The organism is Vibrio kyushuensis, assembly GCF_050337325.1.
Lineage (GTDB): Bacteria > Pseudomonadota > Gammaproteobacteria > Enterobacterales > Vibrionaceae > Vibrio > Vibrio kyushuensis.
Window position 1 is genome coordinate 224844 of sequence record NZ_JAKJSV010000007.1, and the last position, 21916, is coordinate 246759.

The following is a 21916-nucleotide window of genomic DNA, read 5'->3' on the forward strand; positions in this document are numbered from 1 at the left end:
GATTAACACATTTTGCACAACTAGCGTGAGACTGCTCACAAATCGCCTGTTTGTCATTTTTTTAATACGTAGCAGATCACATTCGGCTCAATTGCAGAGCTAGCTTAGGTCTTGCGGCTCAATATCAATCGACCAACGTACCTTCTTGGAAATTGGCAATAAGTTGATCGCTGGTTTGGCGCTCATAAGTAGCTTTTGCATCAACGATCGCACTTCCGTTTGTAAAAGTAACTGCCAGCGATATTTCCCCGCACGCTTTGCTAGTGGCGCAGGTGTTGGCCCAAGAACCATACAGTATTCATCAAACAATGGATGTGCTTCTAATGTGTGTCTAACCTGACGAAGAAAATCTTCAACAAGTTGATTGTCATTCGCCTCTGCCCTAAACAGTGTTAAGAAGCTATAAGGGGGAAGTTGAGCTAATTTTCTCTCTTGCAATGCTGTTTTTGCAAAGTGCCCATAACTTTGATGAAGCAGAGCTTGTAACAGCTCATGCTCAGGGTGATGACTTTGCAAAATCACTTCACCCGGCTTACTCGCTCGCCCTGCTCGCCCTGCCACTTGAATAAACAGTTGAGCTAATCGCTCTGAGGCTCGAAAGTCACTGCTGTATAAAGAGCCATCGACATCTAACAAACCGACTAACGTAACATCAGGAAAGTGATGCCCCTTAGCCAACATTTGTGTGCCAATGAGAATCTGATATTCACCCTTTCGAATCGACTCTAGCGCGCTCTCTAAGCTGCCTTTTCGGCGAGTACTGTCACGGTCAATACGAATGGTTTTGTATTCAGGGAATAGCTCGAGTAACTGATGCTCTAGTTGTTCTGTCCCGACGCCAACGGTCACTAAATTAGTTGAACCACAACCATGACACTGATGAATCACCGACTCTTGTGAGCCACAGTGATGACAGCGCACTTCTCGGCTGTGTTGATGGAAAGTATAATAGGCATCACAGCGATTACACTCGGCAATCCAACCACATTCATGACACATCAAAGCAGGAGAAAAACCTCTGCGATTCAAGAACAGCATTACCTGATTACCCGCATTGAGGTGTCGCCTCATTTGCGCAATCAATGGTGCAGACAGTCCCCCTTCTAAATAGAGCCCTTTTATATCAAGTACGCTATGAGTCGCGGGCTTGGCAACACCTGCGCGTTGGGTCAATGTCAGGTAATGATATTTTCCAGTTTGTGCATTATGCAGTGTTTCAAATGCAGGGGTAGCCGAGCCAAGTACGATTGGAACCTGCTCTTTATTCGCGCGCATGACCGCAACATCACGGGCATGATAGCGAAGGGTATCTTGTTGTTTATAAGAGCCGTCGTGTTCTTCATCAACAATAATAATGCCAAGATCAGCAAAAGGCGTCAGCAATGCTGACCGTGTACCGATTATTATGCCTGCAATACCATCTCGTGCTGACAACCACGCATTGAGTCGCTCAGTCTCATTTAATCCAGAGTGCATTACCGCAACCGGTACATTAAAGCGTTTTTTAAATCGATTGATGGTTTGTGGCGTTAAGCCAATTTCAGGAACCAGCACCAATGCTTGACGCTTTTTCTCTAGCACTGGTTTTATCATATTGAGATAAACCTCTGTTTTTCCTGAACCGGTCACCCCTTCTAGTAAATAGCAGCCAAAACCCGGATTGCTATTAACGGTGGCAATCGCAATCGCTTGTTCCTCATTGAGTTTCGGCTTATCAACGCTTGCTTCAATCTCACGAGGCCACTTAGCTAATGTCGGTTTTATTTCTCGGCTCTCTATCCAGCCTTTATCTTGCAGTGTCTTTAATACGCTACTGGTGATCTCTTGGTCGATAAACGATTGATGCGACAACGGACCATGTTCGAGCATGTGCATGACTTTAGCTTGCTTAACCGCTCTACCAAAGCCTTGCATCAGTTGATCTCGGCCTGCTGAAGTTAACTGCCACTCCACCAACGAAGTGAAATCCGCTGGTTTACCTTTTTTTAGCGCACTCGGCAGTGCATTGGCGAGTGTGTCACCTAGGGGATATTGATAAAACTGGCTACACCAACTGAGTAAGCTGTAGAGTTTTTCAGGCCAGACTGGCGCTGCGTCCAGTACCTTATAAATCGGTTTGAGTTTAGATATTTCAAATTCAGATTCACTGACCATTGCCGTTACGATACCAATCTGGCTTCTTGGGCCAAAAGGCACACTGACTCGCCCACCAATCACAGGAAATAGATGATTTGGAATGAGATAATCAAATTGCTTGTCCAGTGGAACGGGCAAAGCAACTCGGGCAATAGATGGGCGCATAGTGGTTGGCAACTTATTACAGCGACAAGAAAACACAGTCTAAATGATTGCTTAGTATAGAGGGAAGTAAAAACCGACTAAAAAAGTGGCGAAATAATTAGCAAATCTGTTGATCCTCACGCTAGGATTCATTACTATACTGCGCCTTAGGATAGGGCTTGTTATGTTCTTTCGGTATTTATTATTGATAAAGAGCATTACAAATTATCCATATTATTTTTTAACTACGTGTGGTGTCCGGCATAGACTCGGATGGCGACACGGCCTAATTGAGGTTATCCCATGAAAACTGGAATCCACCCAGAATACAAAGCAGTTTCAGCTACTTGTTCTTGCGGCAACACTTTTGAGTTCAACTCAACTCTAACTAAGCCAGCAATTCACCTAGACGTATGTGACAAATGTCACCCATTCTACACTGGTAAGCAACGTATCGTAGATACAGGCGGCCGTGTTGATAAGTTCAACAAACGTTTCGGTGCTCTTTCAAGCAAGTAATAGCTTTAGCTATACCGAATTAGAAAAAGGACGCTCAGGCGTCCTTTTTTGTTTCTGTTGTTCCTAGTTTCATGGCCTCACGTTCCCTTACCCCCCTCTCTTCTACCCTTTTTACGGCCCTTTTCCATCCTCTTATCTATTTACTTCATATAGCTAATAATTTCATTTTATCTTTACGTTAAAGTATTTTATCGCAAACAACCTCAACGACTTAGTTTGATTAAACTTGATCTGGTCTTATCAGCAGTCTATTCACAGCCTGCAATGATATGAGTCGCATTCTTACCTAGGCAGGTTGACTTACATCCTTTAGAATGATGCTTCCCCCTTTTAGTCACATTTTCGATGAGTACCTGCACCTATGTCCGATGACAACCGTCAAGAAAACTCTGCTGAGTTATCTGCCCAAGAAGCCTTTCGTCAACAAGCTCTTGATTATCATGCCTTTCCTAACCCAGGTAAGATTGCGATTGCACTTACTACTGCCGCTGATTCTGCTGAAGACCTAGCGCTAGCATACAGCCCAGGTGTTGCTGAACCTGTTCGTGAAATCGCACAGAATGTAGAGAACGTCTACAAGTACACCGCAAAAGGAAACATGGTCGCAGTTATTTCTAACGGTACGGCAATCTTAGGTCTAGGTAACTTAGGTCCTATCGCTTCAAAACCTGTAATGGAAGGTAAAGCACTACTATTCAAACGCTTTGCAGGTCTTGATTCGATTGATATCGAAGTGAAACACCGCACCATTGACGAGTTCGTTGATACGGTAGCCAACATCGCTGATACCTTTGGTGGCATCAACCTAGAAGACATCAAAGCCCCTGACTGTTTTGAAATTGAACGTCGTCTAATTGAGCGTTGTGATGTTCCAGTATTCCATGATGACCAACACGGTACTGCTATCGTAACAGCGGCTGGCATGCTGAATGCAATTGAGCTTCAAGGTAAGAAGCTTGAAGAAGCTACTATCGTTTGTCTTGGCGCTGGCGCTGCGGCCGTTGCCTGTATGGAGCTACTGATTAAGTGTGGCGCGATGCGTGAAAAGATCTACATGCTTGACCGTAAAGGCGTGATCCACACTCGTCGTGACGACATTAACGAATACAAACAACGTTTTGCCAACAACACAGATAAACGTACGCTTGAAGATGTTATTGAAGGCGCCGATCTGTTCTTAGGTGTATCTGGACCGAACCTTCTTCCACCAGAAGCACTTAAACTAATGGCTGATAAGCCAATCGTTTTCGCTTGCTCAAACCCAGATCCAGAGATCAAACCTGAATTGGCACACGAAGTACGCAGTGATTTAATCATGGGTACTGGTCGCTCTGATTACCCTAACCAAGTGAATAACGTGTTGTGTTTCCCATTCATTTTCCGTGGTGCACTTGATGTACGTGCAAGCGTGATTAACGATGAAATGAAGCTTGCAGCTGTTGACGCCATTCGTGAACTTGCAAAAGAACCAGTACCTGCTGAAGTATTAAAAGCGGCGGGTGTTGATAGCCTTGAGTTTGGTTCTGGTTACATCATTCCAAAACCAATGGACCCACGTCTACTTCCACGCGTAGCAAAAGCAGTCGCGATTGCAGCAGTTGAGTCTGGTGTATCTCGCATTGAAATGCCAGCGAACTACATGGAGTCTTAATCAGCTTTCTTTGCTAAAGGTATTTCTTTGCTAAAAGTATTCTAGGCATTAAAAAACCGCAGTCTTTTTATAAAGTCACTGCGGTTTTTTATTTCTGTACCGTTTATTTATGTACAGCAAGCGATAGTATTACTGCGCTAACTACACGATTAAAGTAATAGTTAGCTGAGCCTTTTTTATTCTTGATCGTAGGCTTCAAACTCAATACCCATCTCAGTCATCAGTGCTTTCACTTCCGCTGGAATATCGTCTGGGCGATCTTTTCGTAAATCTTCATCCGTTGGTACAGGTTGGCCTGTATAAGCATGTAAGAATGCTTCACATAAAAGTTCGCTGTTTGTCGCATGGCGTAAGTTATTAATCTGACGACGTGTACGCTCATCAGTCAATACCTTCAATACTTTAAGCGGAATCGATACTGTGATTTTCTTTACTTGTTCGCTTTTCTTTCCGTGTTCCGCGTATGGACTAATGTATTCACCATTCCAGTCTGCCATTGCGCACCTTCGTTTTTATTGTGTGTAATTTGAGTCAAGGCGCAATTTTAGCCGGATTCAAGTCTATAAGCAAAGACATATAGACGTCTAGAAGTGTTGACGTCTTCATTTTTGAGAAGTAAAGTGTAAAAAATGGAAGTAGGAATAACATAGAACAAATATATCCTAGTCACTTACCTAGGTAGTGTTTCTCTTTAAAAGTTATCATTACAACGTCATTATGCATATTTTATAAGTACGGTTTAAGTACAGTCATACACAAAGGAAGGACCTATGAGCACCCGCAAACCAGCCACCATCGCAGTTCGTACTGGTATCGAGTCAGACACGCAACATCACGCTGTCGTGCCACCGATTTATCTCTCGACTAATTATGGTTTCCCTGCTTTTGGTAAAGTGCCTAAGTACGACTACACCCGCTCTGGTAATCCAAATCGCGGTCTACTTGAGACTGCTCTGTTTGAATTAGAGTCAGGCAAAGGCGCGGTCGTCACAAATTGTGGCACTTCAGCGCTGAACCTTTGGGTTTCTGCTTTTATCGGCCCTGATGATCTTATCATCGCGCCTCATGACTGTTACGGCGGTACTTATCGTCTGTTCAATACTCGCAGCCTGAAAGGTGACTTTAAGGTTGAGTTTGTTGATCAATCGGATATTAAAGCCTTTGACGCCGCTATCGCTAAAAAACCAAAGCTAATTCTTATTGAAACTCCTTCTAATCCTTTGGTTCGTGTTGTTGATATTGAGCGTACGTGTGAAAAAGCGAAAGAAGTGGGCGCATTAGTGGCCGTCGACAATACCTTTTTAACACCTGTGTTCCAAAAGCCTTTAGAGCTTGGTGCAGACTTTGTCATTCACTCAACCACTAAGTACATCAATGGTCACTCTGATGTTATTGGCGGCGTGGTGATCACTAAAACAGAAGAGCACGCTGAAGAGCTGGCTTGGTGGGGCAACTGCATAGGTGCAACGGGCACACCGTTTGATAGCTACATGACGCTGCGCGGTATTCGCACGCTTGGTGCCCGTATGCGCGTTCATGAAGAGAGTTCTCAAACCATTTTAACGGAACTGCAAAAACAAGAATTGGTTAAAGTCATCTATCACCCAAGTCTTGAAAGCCACCCTGGTCATGACATTGCTAAGAAGCAACAATCTGGTTTTGGTTCAATGCTTAGTTTTGAATTTGGCGGAACCTTTGAACAACTAAAATATTTTGTTGGCAAGCTAGAGCTATTCTCTCTGGCTGAATCTCTAGGTGGTGTTGAAAGCCTAATTTGTCACCCCGCGTCTATGACTCACCGAGCGATGGGTGAAAAAGCACTAGCTGAAGCCGGTGTCTCTCAACAGCTATTACGTTTATCGGTAGGTTTAGAAGATGCAGACGATCTGATTGACGATTTGAAGCAAGCTTTTGCTAAGACTGAAAAGCAAGTTAACTCAGAACAAGACAACTCAGAGAAAGAGGCTTAATTAATGACTGTTTCACGTCAGCTACATAAGTTCGGTGGCAGTAGCCTAGCTAATCCTGAGTGCTACTTGCGCGTTGTTAATATTCTAAAGGAATACTCACAGAGTGATGATCTTGTTGTTGTTTCAGCAGCCGGAAAGACCACCAACCGCTTAATTGCTTTTGTAGATGCGCTATCAAAAGATGGTCGCCTTGCTCATGAAGCACTACAAGAACTGCGTAAATTTCAAATTGAACTGATTAACACACTGCTCACTGGTGACACCCAGCAGCAATTAATAGCTCAAATTAATGACGAATTTAGTACGCTTGGCGAACTTACCGCACCTCTAACAGAAGCAGAACGTGCCGCTGTTTTAGGCCACGGTGAAGTTTGGTCGGCTCGATTACTCGCGAATTTATTAACTCAACATAAGCTTGATGCCGTATCACAAGATGCGCGTGCATTTTTACGCACCGAAGCAGGTACTCAACCTGAAGTTGATCGCGCAAGCTCTTACGCATTAATCAAAGATGTACTCGCTCAACACACTCACAATCGAGTAGTGATCACAGGCTTCATGGCACAAGATAGCCAAGGTCATACTGTACTGCTTGGCCGCAATGGTTCTGACTACTCAGCGACGGTGATCGGCGCACTAGCTGAGGTTTCTCAAGTTACCATTTGGAGCGATGTAGCTGGCGTGTATAGCGCTGATCCACGCATTGTAAACGATGCCTGCCTGCTCCCTCTTCTTCGCTTAGATGAAGCAAGTGAGCTAGCACGTCTTGCCGCCCCTGTACTTCATAGCCGCACTTTACAGCCTGTTGCTCAAAGCTCGATGGATCTTCACCTGCGCTGTAGCTATCAAGCAGAATCAGGCTCTACACGTATCGAGCGTGTACTGGCGTCTGGTCGCGGAGCAAAAATCATTACCTCACTTGATGAAGTGCTACTGATTCAACTCTCTTTTGCTCATAGTCATGACTTTGAACGGTTAGAAGCAGAAGTTCTTCAAAGTCTGAAACGTACTCAACTAGAGCCGCTTGCCTATGAAGCTCAAGCAGATCAATACCAACTTCGCCTTGCTTATACGGCGGAAATTGCCAGCGGTGCTTTAAGCCACTTGCAAGATGCCGCGATTGAAGCTGAAATTAAACTCAAGGAAGGTTATTCGCTAGTGGCTGCTGTTGGCGCAGGTGTAACCAAGAATCCAAATCACTGCTATGGCTTCTATCAGCAATTAAAGTCATTACCTGTTGAGTTTATCTCTGAGGCTCAATCTGGATTAAGTCTGGTTGCCGTCACACGTAAAACACCGATTACCCCATTAGTTAACGCTATCCACAGTCAGCTATTCCAAGCACAAAAACGAGTTGCGATTGCCCTATGTGGTAAAGGCAATATTGGCGCTAGCTGGCTTGGGCTCTTTTCAACGCAAAAAAGTGAACTTGAAAAACGCCGAGGCATGAGTTTTAACCTTGTCGCGGTTGTCGATAGCCAGACCTATTGGTTTGATGACCAAGGAATCGATGCTAGCAGCGTTGAAAAGCACTTTAGTGATGAAGCAGTAGCAAACGATGGTAAAGAGTGGATAGAGCGTCTTGGAGCAATTCAAGGCTATGACGATGTGATTGTTCTTGATGTCACTGCAAGTAAAGCTTTGGCTAATCAATACCTCGATATTGCAGCGCAAGGTATGCACCTGATCTCTGCAAACAAGGTGGCAGGTTCAGCATCAAGCCAGTACTACAATCAAGTTCAAGATGCGTTTAGTAAGATAAACCGCCACTGGCTGTACAATGCAACAGTAGGTGCTGGTTTACCGATTAACCACACTGTGCGCGATTTGCGTGAGAGTGGTGATGACATCATGGCGCTATCTGGAATTTTCTCTGGCACGCTGTCATGGTTATTCCAGCAGTTTGATGGCTCAGTTCCCTTTAGTGAGTTGGTTGATTTAGCGTGGCAGCAAGGTTTAACCGAACCCGACCCACGCGCTGATCTAGATGGATCAGACGTGATGCGTAAGCTAGTGATCTTAGCTCGTGAATCTGGGCTTAATATTGAACCAGAAAACGTTAAGGTTGAGTCTCTTGTTCCTCGTGAACTTGCCGACCTGCCACTGGATGATTTTCTTGATAAGAGCGCGCTACTGAGCGAAATTTTGGCCGAGCGTTTAGAGAAAGCTCAGCGCGAAGATAAAGTACTACGCTACATAGCAAGACTAGAAAAAAATGGTGATGCAACTGTAGGAATTGAAGCGCTCAATAAAGAACACGCGCTTGCGAACCTGCTGCCTTGTGACAATATTTTTGCCATTGAGAGTAAGTGGTATAAAGACAACCCACTAGTAATTCGTGGCCCAGGTGCTGGACGTGAAGTCACCGCAGGGGCGATTCAGTCTGACTTAAACCTACTTTCGAGTCAGTTATAGAGTAATAGCCAAAGCCTCTGCTTTTTATTAAAAGTTAAAGGTTATATTCCGAAAAATAAAATCAATAAAGGATTAGAGCCATTTCTAATCCTTTATTTTAGATACTCCCTCTTCCCCTTGAATTTTTTAATCAGTCCTGATTGAAATAGTCTCATCATCTACATGAGAAAAATTCATAGTCACGCTGTTGACATTAAAACGTATTCATTACATCCTGTAGACATATAGACGTCTAAACGTCGATTTCAAAAGTTTGGTGATTGGATTGATCACAGGGAGAGTAAGATGGGATATACACACGCAGGTCACATAGACGCACTAAATCAAAATGTTGCTGAGCTTTCAGATAGCATCAATGTGTCATTCGAGTTTTTTCCACCAAGCAGTGAGAAGATGGAAGAAACGTTGTGGAACTCTGTTCACCGTCTGAAAACTCTACAGCCTAAGTTTGTTTCTGTAACATACGGTGCAAACTCTGGTGAACGTGACCGTACTCACTCCATCATCAAAGATATTAAAGATCAAACTGGCCTTGTTGCTGCCCCTCACCTAACTTGTATCGACGCCTCTCGTGACGAGCTAATTCAAATTGCTGATGACTACTGGAATAATGGCATCCAAAGCATTGTTGCCCTGCGTGGCGATATTCCAGCAGGTGGCGGCGCACCAGAGATGTATGCGTCAGACCTAGTTACGCTACTTAAAGAGCGTCACGATTTCGATATTTCAGTAGCAGCCTTCCCTGAGGTTCACCCTGAAGCAAAAAGTGCCCAAGCAGATTTAATTAACCTTAAACGTAAGATTGATGCGGGTGCAAATCGCGCGATCACGCAGTTCTTCTTTGATGTAGAAAGCTACCTGCGTTTTCGCGACCGCTGTGTAGCGGCTGGTATTGATGCTGAAATCGTACCGGGGATACTTCCAGTTTCTAACTTCAAGCAAGCTTCTCGCTTTGCTGCGATGAATAACGTAAAAGTGCCGGGCTGGATGGCAAAACAATTTGAAGGTTTAGATGACGACCCAACAACTCGTCAACTGGTTGGTGCTAGTCAAGCGATCGATATGGTTCGAACACTAAGCCGTGAAGGTGTAAAAGACTTCCACTTCTACACACTAAACCGAGCTGAGATGACATATGCACTGTGTCATACGCTAGGTGTTCGCCCACAAGGTTAGTACGACTTTACACAATCTATAAAAACAAAAACGCCGACGATCTCTCGTTGGCGTTTTTATTGAATCTGTAATAAGCCTAGTTCAAATAAACCAAGCTGTAATAAACGTAACGCTTATTCTACTTCATCCATTTTGCCAAGTAGACCACGGATGCGTTCTTGCCATGCAGCTTGCTCTTGTTGCATCTGTTCTGCTTTCTGCTCTAGAGCTTCACGGTTGGCTTTCAGCTCACTCGCTTCGCTTGCTAGTTGCTGCTTCTCTTCTTTTAATTCTTCAACTTCCATTTGTAGCAAAGAAATTGTGTCTACTGCTGTTTGAATCTTTGCTTCCAGTTGCTCTAATACTTCAAAAGACATTTTAGCCTACCTTTACATTATATGGTGAGTGTTGCTCTTACCCCCATTCTACTCAGCCGTGCGCTGATAAACACGTGCTATATTCGATAATTCATATCATTCGCTCAAAATTCATACGCATATTGACAAACACCTGACTCGCGTACCGATAAGCCAGTAAATTTCACTCAAAATCCCTCAATTGGAAGCGATTAGACAAAAATGCAAACGTTTTCTTTTTGATGTGGTAAAATCGCGCCGAAATTTCCTATTCCCTTTCTTATTTTGGAGTCATCATGAAACGCGACTTAGCTTTGGCTTTTTCACGAGTTACTGAAGGTGCTGCACTAGCAGGTTATAAATGGCTTGGCCGTGGCGATAAAATTGCTGCTGACGGCGCTGCTGTTGAAGTTATGCGCACACTACTAAATAAAACCGAAATTAGCGGTGAGATCGTTATCGGTGAAGGTGAGATTGATGATGCTCCGATGCTTTTCATTGGTGAAAATGTAGGTAAAGGTGGTGATGCTGTTGATATCGCAGTAGACCCTATCGAAGGTACTCGCATGACAGCGATGGGCCAATCGAACGCTCTTGCTGTTCTTGCTGCTGGCGAGAAAGGTAGCTTCTTGAAAGCACCAGATATGTACATGGAAAAACTCGTGGTTGGCCCTGGCGCTAAAGGTTGTATCGACCTTGATAAACCACTAACAGAAAACTTAGAGAACATTGCTAAAGCACTCGGTAAAACTCTGGATACGCTAGTAGTTACCACTCTTGCAAAGCCTCGTCACGATAAAGTGATTGCAGATATGCAAGCGATGGGCGTACGCGTTTTTGCTGTGCCAGATGGCGATGTTGCCGCTTCTATCCTAACTTGTATGCCAGACAGCGAAGTTGATGTGATGTACTGCATCGGCGGCGCACCTGAAGGTGTGGTTTCTGCTGCTGTTATTCGCGCACTTGACGGTGACATGCACGGTAAGCTCCTTCCTCGCCACGAAGTTAAGGGTGATACAGAAGAGAACCGTAAGTTCGGTGAAGAAGAGCTAAAACGTTGTGCTGAAATGGGCGTAACGACAAATATCGTTCTAAAAATGGAAGATATGGCGCGCAGTGATGATGTTGTTTTTGCAGCAACAGGCATCACCAAAGGTGACCTTCTAGAAGGCATCACTCGCCAAGGTAATATCGCAACAACAGAGACGTTAGTGATCCGTGGTCGCTGCCGTACGATTCGACGCATTAAGTCTATTCACTACCTAGAGCGTAAAGACGCTGAAGTACGTGATCATATTCTTTAATTAGCGTGTATTGATATAGAAAAAGGCTTCATTCTGGAAGCCTTTTTTGATCGTCACATCTGGCAAGAATTACTCCGAGTGAGTAACCACTACCTTATGCCCCTCTGTATCAGGTACAAAGTCCACGAAGTGGGTAATCGCATCTAGCGCGTCTTCTTGATAGTGAGTCACATACAAAAGCTGGCTCAGATTCGCTTTAGCAATACGCTCTAACGCGAAATACACCAGTTTACGGTTAATAAAATCAAGCCCTTGGTAAGGTTCATCAAGTACCAGTAGTGCAGGTTGTTTAATCAACGCACGTCCAATCAATAACAACCTCTGCTGACCGTAATCTAGGCTACGAAAGCTGACATTAGCAAACTCGTTCATTTCCAGCACTTCTAGCCATTGATGCGCCGATTCTATCTGCTTTTTACTTGGCTGATCGTAAAGTCCTATTGAGTCAAAGTAGCCGGATAACAGTACATCCAACGCTTGGCAACCCACGCGATATTGCAGATGCAGAGCTGATGAGACGATACCGATTTGGCGCTTAATATCCCAGATGCTCTCACCACTGCCACGCTTAAATCCTAATACGCTGATATCGTTGCAATAGCACTGAGGATGGTCACCCAAAATCAGCCCAAGTAAGGTGCTTTTCCCACAACCATTAGGGCCACGGACCTGCCAATGTTCACCTTGCTTAACCTGCCAAGTGAAATCTTTGAATATCAAACCATCTAGGTATTCGACTTTTACATCATTCATCGAAACGAGAGTTTCAGGATAATTAAATTCACCCGTTTTCTCTGCCATAAGTCGAAGTAAGTCCTCACTTTTCTGTTCAGATAGCGCTTGAATTTGTTCTCTTACAGGGTGATCGTTCCATTGCTCGACACTCATAGTTTGAGTCAGGCTTTGATGATCAAACAGTGCGACATCAGTAATGCACTTAGGCAACTCATCTTCTCGTGAGGTGATAATAACTAACTGTATTTGGTTGGCACATTGATTAAGCAATTCAGTCAAGGCAACACGATGCTTTGCATCTAAGCCGGTATAAGGTTCATCAAGGATTAGCAGTTGTGGTTTTTGTACTAATGCTCGAGCAAGCATCACTCGGCGAGTTTCCCCTGTCGATAGCTGTCTAAACTGACGTTGACGTAAATTTTGAAGATCCGTTTGTTTTAACATCGCTTCAAGCTCTTCGACCTCACAACCTACTTCTAACAACAGTTGTTCTACTGACGTTCCGTAATCCAGACTGTCTTGAAAGTCCGTTTCGTCCTTAGCAATTTCATCTTCTAATAGCTGTTGTTGCATTTCTAGAGAGACGCATGCAATTGGACTAGGAAGATCGAAGATATCACCACTATCAGGCGTTAGTTCCCCACTTAGGATTTGAGCCACCAACGAAGCACTGTGACTGTGGGCAGCGAAGATCCCCCAATGCTGCTTTGGTTCAAGCTTCCAATCATCAATCTTCAGCGAAATGGCTTCACTCTCGTAGCGAAGCTTTTGAATGTGCATAACTTATCCTTGTTATTGTTTGTTCCTGTGGTTATTTGGGGGACTCGAAATATTGTATTCAATTTTTCAAGTCTTTGTATCCATAGTGCAAAATAACGACATTAATTTCCAGTAGCACATCACCATCGGTTTCAAAAAATATTAACCTCAAGCTTAAATCCCCTCACATTACAAACATCTCAAATGACAGACATAAAAAAACCGAGACTAATAAGCCTCGGTTTTCTATCTGATATTTGTCTAATTATCTTTAAGCTGTAACGTTTTAGAGCAAGAAGAAAGCACGGAGTTTACGTTAGTAAATGAGTACTTTCGACGCCGCTATCAAGCTTTACAGCGACAAGATAAACAACAAATTACATCATGCCCGGCATGCCACCCATACCGCCCATGCCACCCATATCAGGCATAGCTGGACCAGCGTCTTGTGGCTTGTCAGTCACCATCGCTTCTGTTGTGATCATAAGACCCGCAACTGATGCTGCGAACTGTAGTGCTGAACGCGTTACTTTTGTTGGATCTAGGATACCCATTTCAATCATATCACCGTATTCGCCTGTAGCAGCGTTGTAACCGTAGTTACCTTCGCCAGCGCGTACATTGTTAGCTACCACTGATTCTTCATCACCAGCGTTAGTTGTGATTTGACGAATTGGCGCTTCCATTGCTCGAAGTGCTACGCGGATACCCACGTTTTGCTCTTCGTTAGAACCTTCAAGACCAACCACTTTAGATGCTGCGCGGATAAGTGCAACACCACCACCAGCAACAACACCTTCTTCAACCGCTGCGCGAGTTGCGTGAAGTGCATCTTCTACACGGTCTTTCTTCTCTTTCATTTCAACTTCAGTTGCTGCGCCAACTTTGATAACGGCAACGCCACCAGCAAGTTTAGCAACACGCTCTTGAAGCTTCTCTTTATCGTAGTCAGACGTTGCTTCTTCGATTTGTTGACGAACTTGAGCAACGCGACCTTGAATCATCACTTCTTCACCCGCACCATCGATGATAGTTGAGTTCTCTTTAGTGATGGTTACGCGCTTAGCTTGACCAAGGTCTTCTAGCGTTACTTTTTCAAGATCCAGACCAATCTCTTCAGAGATCACTGTACCGCCAGTTAGAATAGCGATGTCTTGAAGCATTGACTTACGACGGTCACCGAAACCAGGCGCTTTAACAGCAGCCACTTTAACGATACCGCGCATGTTGTTCACTACAAGCGTAGCAAGTGCTTCGCCTTCTACATCTTCAGCGATGATTAGAAGTGGACGAGATGCTTTAGCAACCGCTTCTAGAGTTGGAAGCAATTCACGGATGTTTGATACTTTCTTGTCGATAAGAAGAATGAATGGGCTTTCTAGATCAACAGAACCCGCTTCTTGGTTATTGATGAAGTAAGGAGATAGGTAACCGCGGTCAAACTGCATACCTTCAACTACGTCTAGCTCATCTTGTAGAGCTTGACCTTCTTCAACAGTGATAACACCGTCACGACCTACTTTTTCCATCGCTTCTGCAATGATGTTACCAACCGTCTCATCAGAGTTTGCAGAGATAGTACCTACTTGAGCGATGGCTTTAGTATCTTTACATTCAACAGAAAGATTCTTTAGTTCTTCAACTGCTGCGACAACTGCTTTATCGATACCGCGCTTAAGGTCCATTGGGTTCATACCCGCAGCAACCGCTTTAAGGCCTTCGGTAATGATTGACTGAGCAAGTACTGTCGCTGTTGTTGTTCCGTCACCCGCCGCATCGTTTGCTTGAGAAGCAACTTCTTTAACCATTTGTGCGCCCATGTTTTGGAATTTATCTTCCAATTCAATTTCACGCGCTACAGAAACACCATCTTTCGTGATGGTTGGTGAACCAAATGATTTGTCGAGAACAACGTTACGGCCTTTAGGACCTAGCGTTACTTTTACAGCGTCAGCCAGAACGTTAACACCTTCTAGCATTTTTACTCGTGCGTCATTACCAAATTTTACGTCTTTAGCAGCCATCTTTATTTCCTTTAAATTTTTTATTCACGATTTACTCGAAAGTAAATGTTGATGAGAAAAGTAAATTACTCAACGAATGCTTATGCTTCTACAATCGCCATGATGTCATTTTCAGACATGATCAAGACTTCTTTGCCGTCGATCTTTTCAGTCTTGGTGCCGTAACCTTCAGCAAAGATCACTTCATCACCTACTTTTACATCTAGCGCTTGAACAGAACCGTTTTCTAGGATGCGGCCTTTACCCACAGCAACCACTGTACCGCGAGTCGATTTTTCCGCAGCAGAACCGGTAAGTACGATACCACCAGCAGATTTTGATTCAGCTTCTTTGCGTTCTACGATAACTCGGTCGTGTAATGGACGAATGTTCATCGGTCGTCTCTCCTAAAAATTTCCATGAGGTTTGATAAATACTGACACCCTTTATTTCAACGGATCTGTTTTCAATGGATCTGTTTTCAATGGATCTGTTTTCAAAGGTGTTTCAGCTTGTGAAACTGATGTGGGGGCATAACAAATAATCCCAAGGGGGCGAGGCCGTTTTTTTGTGACCAAACCTGCAAATTAACGCTGTAACTGACTTTGGCTTGGATGAATCTCAATAGTAAATTCTTTGCTTTATTAAATCGATACGACATAATTAAACCGTTACCGCATAATTAAACAGCGGATGCGAGGGAAAGATGAAAAGTAGCGAAAAAATACTGCAGGCGATTAAAGAAAATGGAGAGATCACCGCAAAGCAGTTGGCTCTTGATTTAGACATGACCACAATGGGTGCGCGCCAACATCTACAGATCTTAGAAGATGAAGGGCTACTCAGTTATCACGATATAAGAGTGAAAGTGGGAAGACCCACAAGACATTGGTCATTAACAAGCAAAGGCCATGCTCAGTTTGCCGATCGTCACGGTGAACTAACCATTCAAATGATTGATGCGGTTGAGAGGCTCTTTGGCCAAGATGGTCTAGAGAAAATTGCAGCTGAACGAGAGAAGCAAACACTCACTAACTATCAAAAACTGATCTCAAGTAGTGGTTCTTTAGAAGGGAAACTGAAGGTAATTGTCGAGCAACGTCGAAGTGAAGGGTATATGGCAGAGCTACAGCCACTTGAAGTTGGTTACTTGCTGATTGAGAATCACTGCCCTATTTGCAAGGCTGCTACTCGTAGCCCTGTGCTTTGCGCCTCTGAACTTAATGTCTTTCAATCGCTACTTGGAGATGACTATCAGGTTAATCGCACTGAACATATCGTACAGGGGCAAAGACGCTGCGCCTACCTCATCAAACAAGCATAAACAATAGAAGCGAGCTCGGTTTAAGCCATTAAGGAATGAACGGTCGTCATATTTCGTCCGTTATCTTTCGATTTATAAAGCGCGGTATCTGCCGCCTCAATCCATTGCGTGGCGGTCTCAATCATTTCTCGATTGAACTCACTGACACCCAGACTAATTGTGTAATTAATCGTCCCTTGAGCCGTCTTTATGGCACTTTCCTCAACCCGTTTTCGCAGCCTTTCAGCAAAATAGAGCGCTTGTTCATGACACGTATTTGGCAATAAAACTGCAAATTCTTCCCCTCCATATCGACCAACAAAATCACTGCCTCTTGAAGTCTTTTCTGCTAGTAACGCGGTATGCCGAATCACCTCATCACCAATACTATGACCATAATTATCATTAACACGCTTGAAGAAATCGATATCGAACATAATGAGTGTCGAAACTCGTTCATCATCAACTTTAAGCTTATTGCACTCATCGATTAAAGACTGCTCCCAACATGCTCGATTGAGTAACCCGGTTAAACCATCGATACGGCTTTTATGCTCAAGCTTACGGTTAGATTCATGAAGCAGCATTTTGTTTTGTGCAATATCCGACACATCACTGATCATCACACACAAATGCGAAACCTGACCAGACAAAGAGCTTAGCGGAGTAATCACCATATTCTGATGCATCTGCTCTAATCCACGAGAGGCTGGAGAGAAATTCTGAAACTCAAAAATATAGGCCCTGTCTTCCCATGAAGAGAAGCCTTGAGTTCCTAATGTCGTCGTGGCATTGCATTTTGCTTCCATCCACGCTTGAGGAAGATCAGGGCAAACGCTAAACAGCGGTTTATGTAAAATATCAGCAGAAGGGATACCGCTGTACGACTGCATAAAGCGATTCCACGCCATGACGTTAAACTCAAGATCGAGCACAAAAATCCCGACGTCCATAGTGTCGATGACTTGGGTATACCAATGCAGCTCTTCAACCACATCAAAGTTGCCTTCAAGACTCATATTGACTCCATAACACGATTAATGACTTGTTCTGATTCACGATCAAACATAAATAACACTTCGCACTCAAAGGCTTGATCGTCTCGATAAATAAACTCAAGCGCCAAGGTGTCATCTCCTAAGCAACTGGGCTTGGCGTACACTCGGCTATCCACAACGACAGGCTGACGCAGTGAAACACTGACATCCATTTGGTCACATAGTGAGGTCATAAAAGAGGAAACAAACAAATTGGCGACATTGAGTACCACTTCGTTATAGGAGTTATCTTCACTGGTAAAACCTAACCGTTCGCCAATGTGACTAATCCCTTGTCCATGCAAACAAATTAAAGCTTCACCATGCATACCACTTCCTACAAAGCGTTGGGTTACTGCTTTGACTCCATCGCGGTATAGAGCATCACGTAGCATCATGTCCAGTTCTGCTTTCTCAATAGTACTGACCGTTGGAATAGGTAGGTGGATAAACTCACCAAGAACGCTAGCTAAACTGGCCGCCCCTTGCCCTAGGGCTATGTTGGCAATTTCTTTAAATTTCACTTGTGGGGAAATATCATCAACTCGAACACCGTTAGCTTTGAAGATAAGCCCAAGGCGAGTGAATATTTCAGCGGCGTAGCTGTTGGAGAATGGTTTTTGAATAAAGGTGTAAGCGCCTAAATCCATGCATCGACTCATCGCTTGGGCTTGAACATCACCAGAAACAACAACAACCTTAGTAGGATAACTATGAGGCATGAGCTTTAAGACTTGATAGCCATCCATTTCTGGCATCGTCAGATCAAGAAATAGCACATCAACCGAGTATTGATGTAAGAGATCTAAAGCTTGCTGTCCATCTTCGGCAAACAGCACGTTTTGATTAGGCAATAGCTCGATACTTCTTGCTAGCATTTTTCGCGCAAGCGCCGAATCATCGCAGATAAGAATATTCATGATTAATGGCTATTCAGGATCATCAGTTATGAGGAACAGGGAGTGTATCCCCTTGCCCTTATTAATATTTTGGAATGAAGATCACTCCAGCAAGCCCCAATCAATACACCATGTTAAATAGACGGTAAAGGTATCGATGGTAAAATTAGAGCTTTGCTCATGTTTATTTCTATTTTTCACTGATTATTCATAGAAATAAACAATAATCGGGCGAATAGAAAAGCAACTGATTGCGCAACAAATCACCGTCTCACTATTGAGAATGCAGACTTTCGTTCAAACTTTAATCTATTTCATTGCTTACGCTTAAGGTAATGTTGAAAAACGGTTCAACATAAAAGAGCTATCAAACACTGTCTATCAAGCACTGTGATAGTCAATAAATGCTGTAGATAGAGGAAATGGACATGAATGCCTCCCCTTTAAATCAAACTCTTCCACCTTTTGATGAGTTAGTGGATTTAGCTAAACACCACCCTGATGCCTTCGTACAGTTTAAAAAGGACATGTGTGAAGAGATGATTCTCTCCGCCTCTACTGAAATGCAAGATCGCCTATGGGCACAGCAAAGTCATATAGATCGCGTCGTTGACCGCTGTAAAAACCCAATCCAAGCAAATGTTATTTTAATGAAAGAGCTATCGCAGCAGGTGTATCGCTTTCAAAGCGTGCTAGAAGGAGATGGAAGAGTTGCACAATCGAGTGCTGACATTATCCCTTTTCGACCTAGAGATGAAGAGTGGCGATAGCTCGTGCCAAACTAAAGGGTAATCGTTTATAGGTTATCATTAAATCTATGGGTACTAACTGACTGAATGCCAGTCAGTACCTTTAACCTATTAGTTCGCTTCATTGTTGCGTAAAGAGATCTCTCCACCAATAAAGCTTTCAACTCCCTGCTCAGTTTCAAGCAGCACAGCGCCTTGTTCGTTAATACCCTGCGCAATACCTTCAATCTCTCGTGAACCCATAATCAGTTTCACTTTACGACCTAAGAAATTATCCAAGCGATTCCAACGCTCAACAAAACCCGTCATACCTCGCATCTCGTAATCATCTAAGGTGTTATGCAGCGTATTGACCAGTGTTGCTGCCAAATCATTTCGGTGAATAGACGGTTGGTTTGGAAGAGTATTACACACTTCAGATAAGCTCACCCACGGCTGAGTAATGCTTGAAGTTATTCCCTGATCATCTTGGTTATCGGCAACCATATTCAGGTTGATACCCATACCAATCACAAGATTTGCTGCTGCACCTGCTTGACCTGACATTTCCACTAAAATACCCGCAAGTTTCTTGTCCTGAAAATAGAGATCGTTCGGCCATTTCAACTTTACACCATCAATGCCAAGCTTCTCTAACGCTTCAACAATCGCAACACCCACCACGAGACTTAAGCCCATCGCAGCCGCCATACCTGCATCTAAACGCCAGTAAATGGAGAGATACAAATTACTGCCAAACGGAGAAACCCACTCACGACCACGGCGACCACGCCCTTTGGCTTGATATTCAGCAATACAGACTGATCCTGATTCTAGTTGATCCACTCTATCGAGAAGATATTGATTGGTGGAATCGATAATAGGGATAAGCTCTAATGGTGCATCTACTTTTGATTTTAATAACGCTTCATCTAAAAGCTGCATCGGTTTAGAAAGCTGATAGCCTTTCCCTTGCACGCTATAGACATCCACCCCCCACTCTTGGATTCCTTTGATGTGTTTGCCAACGGCTGCACGTGACATACCTAGCTGTTCACCAAGATCTTGCCCGGAATGAAAGCCACCTTGAGAAAGCATGTTGAGAATCGTCAATTTTACGCTGTGGTCTTTCATCACTTACTCTCCACCTGAGCTTTTTTACTCAATAAGGTCTTCAAATTGGTTTCGCCAGTGGCACTCATAAAACGAACTTCATGTTCAAGCTCTATGTTGTATCTGCCTAATACGGCTTGACGAATCTCTGTAGCAAGTAGTACCACATCATTAGCCGTCGCATTATCTTTGTTAACAATGACTAGCGCCTGATTCGGGTGGACTTGCGCGCCACCAACCATCATACCTTTTAAGCCGCATTGATCGATAAGCCACCCTGCCGCAATCTTCATCCCTTCATGACCGTTTTCATCTATCGCAGGGTAAGCAACAATATTAGGAAAGCGGGACTGTAGACTTTGAAAGGTCGATATTGAAATGATTGGGTTTTTAAAAAAGCTGCCTGCATTGCCCATTTCAGCCGGGTTTGGCAGTTTCTCTAAACGTACCTGACAAACACAATCAAAGACCTCCTTGGAGGTAACCGTCGCTTCATCGAATGCCTTTAACGGCCCATAACCAATATTGGGTTTCCACTGTTTCGCTAGCTTTAAGCCCACAGCCACAACGATAACTTTCTGGTAAAGCTGATGCTTAAAAATTGAATCTCGATAACCAAATAGGCACTCTTGATTGGTTAAGCGCTTTACTTCAAAACTATCTAAACAAAGTACATCGACGTAATCACAGATATCTTTGAATTCAACACCGTACGCACCAATGTTTTGAATCGGTGCAGAACCAGCACAGCCTGGGATCAAAGCGAGGTTTTCTAAGCCGTTATAACCTTGTTCCACACTCCATTTCACCAATGACGGCCAATCTTCTCCACCGTTCACATGTAAACAATAGTCATCGCGAGTCTCATTAACTTCAATGCCCTTCAAACCATTCACAATAACAACGCCCTCATAGCGTTCAGTAAAGAGCATGTTGCTTCCCTTACCTAGCACAAGTTTAGGTAGAGGTAACCATTTTGCAGCTTGATAGGCTTCCTTCAACTCTAAAATTGAAGAGACTTCGATTAGCTGCTCACACTGCTGCTCGATGCCAAAAGTATGATAAGAGCTAAGATTCGCGTTAGATAGAGATTGCATGGGATTCATCGGGTAACTTAAACTTCGGTTATTCTACATGACAACACGATGATTAGATAAGAGGAAGGTCAGAATGAGTGAGTTGCCCATTTCAAACAAGGTACAGCCAGAACTGACAATTGCTGTTTTAGACCCTATTAAAGTGCCATTAGTGACTCGATTGTATAAAGCACATTATCCTTCAGGCAAAGCAAAAAAAGATGAACGTATCATTACGGTTTCCAATAACAACACCATGGTTGGAGTGGTTCGGTTTCGCAACATTGAACAGTATCGATTACTGACGGGAATGCTAATTATTCCTGAGATGCGTGACCAAGGTGTTGGGCATCAGCTACTTGACCATTGCCAAGCACATGAGCTGTCAAATCGTGATTATTGTTTTGCTTATCAGCATTTAGAGCACTTTTATAGCCATCATCAATTTCACACAATTGAGCCGAATAAACTACCTAACAGCCTAAAAAATCTGTTCGAACGCTACGTAAATAGTGGTAGAAGTCTCATTCCTATGCAGTTTCAGGCCGATAATTAATCATCCATGCGCCTTTTCTGGTAAAGGGTCGATGAAGTTTGGTAATATTCGTCTCTT

The 21916-nt window shown here is 43.6% G+C and carries 19 protein-coding genes; 9 read left to right on the top strand and 10 right to left on the bottom strand.

Features of this window, described 5'->3' with window-relative positions; genetic code table 11:
- Positions 1-99: 99 nt before the first annotated feature.
- A complete protein-coding gene (gene priA, locus L4D20_RS16785; protein ID WP_428802737.1) occupies positions 100-2301 on the bottom strand; it encodes a primosomal protein N' in 2202 nt (733 codons plus the stop codon).
- A gap of 282 nt (positions 2302-2583) precedes the next feature.
- Here priA and rpmE point away from each other — a divergent pair, with 282 nt between their 5' ends.
- Positions 2584-2799: a 50S ribosomal protein L31 gene (gene rpmE, locus L4D20_RS16790; protein ID WP_428802738.1), complete on the top strand. Its 216-nt coding sequence runs from the start codon at positions 2584-2586 to the stop codon at positions 2797-2799.
- Positions 2800-3160: 361 nt separating this feature from the next.
- A complete protein-coding gene (locus tag L4D20_RS16795; RefSeq protein WP_428802739.1) occupies positions 3161-4450 on the top strand; it encodes a malic enzyme-like NAD(P)-binding protein in 1290 nt (429 codons plus the stop codon).
- A 176-nt stretch (positions 4451-4626) separates the two neighbouring features.
- Here L4D20_RS16795 and metJ read toward each other — a convergent pair whose 3' ends face one another.
- Positions 4627-4947 carry a met regulon transcriptional regulator MetJ gene (gene metJ / locus L4D20_RS16800; RefSeq protein ID WP_248008295.1) on the bottom strand — a complete coding sequence of 107 codons (321 nt, stop codon included), beginning with the start codon at positions 4945-4947 and terminating at the stop codon, positions 4627-4629.
- A 273-nt stretch (positions 4948-5220) separates the two neighbouring features.
- On the opposite strand from metJ, the gene L4D20_RS16805 reads away from it, so the two are divergent.
- The 3 genes from L4D20_RS16805 to metF all read left to right on the top strand — a co-directional run bounded on the left by L4D20_RS16805 (position 5221) and on the right by metF (position 10011).
- The gene (locus L4D20_RS16805) at positions 5221-6420 is read left to right on the top strand and encodes an O-succinylhomoserine (thiol)-lyase (RefSeq protein ID WP_428802740.1); all 1200 of its coding nucleotides are present in this window, start codon (positions 5221-5223) and stop codon (positions 6418-6420) included.
- Positions 6421-6423: 3 nt separating this feature from the next.
- A complete protein-coding gene (locus L4D20_RS16810) occupies positions 6424-8835 on the top strand; it encodes a bifunctional aspartate kinase/homoserine dehydrogenase II (RefSeq protein WP_428802741.1) in 2412 nt (803 codons plus the stop codon).
- A gap of 285 nt (positions 8836-9120) precedes the next feature.
- Positions 9121-10011, top strand: coding sequence for a methylenetetrahydrofolate reductase (metF, locus tag L4D20_RS16815; RefSeq protein ID WP_428802742.1), 891 nt, complete (start codon positions 9121-9123; stop codon positions 10009-10011).
- Between the two features lie 113 nt (positions 10012-10124).
- Here the strand turns inward: metF and zapB are convergent, their stop codons facing one another.
- A complete protein-coding gene (gene zapB, locus L4D20_RS16820; RefSeq protein WP_428802743.1) occupies positions 10125-10367 on the bottom strand; it encodes a cell division protein ZapB in 243 nt (80 codons plus the stop codon).
- A 275-nt stretch (positions 10368-10642) separates the two neighbouring features.
- Here zapB and glpX point away from each other — a divergent pair, with 275 nt between their 5' ends.
- Positions 10643-11650 carry a class II fructose-bisphosphatase gene (gene glpX, locus L4D20_RS16825; RefSeq protein ID WP_428802744.1) on the top strand — a complete coding sequence of 336 codons (1008 nt, stop codon included), beginning with the start codon at positions 10643-10645 and terminating at the stop codon, positions 11648-11650.
- 69 nt (positions 11651-11719) lie between these two features.
- Here glpX and L4D20_RS16830 read toward each other — a convergent pair whose 3' ends face one another.
- The 3 genes from L4D20_RS16830 to L4D20_RS16840 all read right to left on the bottom strand — a co-directional run bounded on the left by L4D20_RS16830 (position 11720) and on the right by L4D20_RS16840 (position 15542).
- Positions 11720-13165: an ATP-binding cassette domain-containing protein gene (locus L4D20_RS16830; protein ID WP_428802745.1), complete on the bottom strand. Its 1446-nt coding sequence runs from the start codon at positions 13163-13165 to the stop codon at positions 11720-11722.
- Positions 13166-13521: 356 nt separating this feature from the next.
- Positions 13522-15168, bottom strand: coding sequence for a chaperonin GroEL (gene groL / locus L4D20_RS16835; protein ID WP_428802746.1), 1647 nt, complete (start codon positions 15166-15168; stop codon positions 13522-13524).
- Positions 15169-15248: 80 nt separating this feature from the next.
- A complete protein-coding gene (locus L4D20_RS16840; RefSeq protein ID WP_428802747.1) occupies positions 15249-15542 on the bottom strand; it encodes a co-chaperone GroES in 294 nt (97 codons plus the stop codon).
- A 311-nt stretch (positions 15543-15853) separates the two neighbouring features.
- On the opposite strand from L4D20_RS16840, the gene L4D20_RS16845 reads away from it, so the two are divergent.
- A complete protein-coding gene (locus L4D20_RS16845; RefSeq protein WP_428802748.1) occupies positions 15854-16471 on the top strand; it encodes a helix-turn-helix transcriptional regulator in 618 nt (205 codons plus the stop codon).
- 20 nt (positions 16472-16491) lie between these two features.
- On the opposite strand, the gene L4D20_RS16850 is transcribed toward L4D20_RS16845, so the two are convergent.
- Both L4D20_RS16850 and L4D20_RS16855 read right to left on the bottom strand, forming a co-directional pair.
- Complete coding sequence (locus tag L4D20_RS16850) at positions 16492-17469, bottom strand: sensor domain-containing diguanylate cyclase (RefSeq protein ID WP_428802749.1); 978 nt, start codon at positions 17467-17469, stop codon at positions 16492-16494.
- Positions 17466-18407 (bottom strand): response regulator, encoded by a 942-nt coding sequence (locus L4D20_RS16855; protein WP_428802750.1) that lies wholly within the window; start codon positions 18405-18407, stop codon positions 17466-17468. Before L4D20_RS16855 ends, L4D20_RS16850 begins: the two co-directional genes overlap by 4 nt.
- Before the next feature lie 407 nt (positions 18408-18814).
- On the opposite strand from L4D20_RS16855, the gene L4D20_RS16860 reads away from it, so the two are divergent.
- The gene (locus L4D20_RS16860; RefSeq protein WP_428802751.1) at positions 18815-19156 is read left to right on the top strand and encodes a DUF3135 domain-containing protein; all 342 of its coding nucleotides are present in this window, start codon (positions 18815-18817) and stop codon (positions 19154-19156) included.
- A gap of 90 nt (positions 19157-19246) precedes the next feature.
- Here L4D20_RS16860 and birA read toward each other — a convergent pair whose 3' ends face one another.
- Both birA and murB read right to left on the bottom strand, forming a co-directional pair.
- Positions 19247-20248 (bottom strand): bifunctional biotin--[acetyl-CoA-carboxylase] ligase/biotin operon repressor BirA, encoded by a 1002-nt coding sequence (birA, locus tag L4D20_RS16865; RefSeq protein WP_428802752.1) that lies wholly within the window; start codon positions 20246-20248, stop codon positions 19247-19249.
- On the bottom strand, positions 20248-21333 hold the full coding sequence (gene murB / locus L4D20_RS16870; protein ID WP_428802753.1) for a UDP-N-acetylmuramate dehydrogenase: 1086 nt from the start codon (positions 21331-21333) through the stop codon (positions 20248-20250). The genes birA and murB overlap by 1 nt, the downstream gene beginning before the upstream one ends.
- Before the next feature lie 64 nt (positions 21334-21397).
- On the opposite strand from murB, the gene L4D20_RS16875 reads away from it, so the two are divergent.
- Positions 21398-21859 carry a GNAT family N-acetyltransferase gene (locus L4D20_RS16875; protein WP_428802754.1) on the top strand — a complete coding sequence of 154 codons (462 nt, stop codon included), beginning with the start codon at positions 21398-21400 and terminating at the stop codon, positions 21857-21859.
- Positions 21860-21916: the final 57 nt, after the last annotated feature.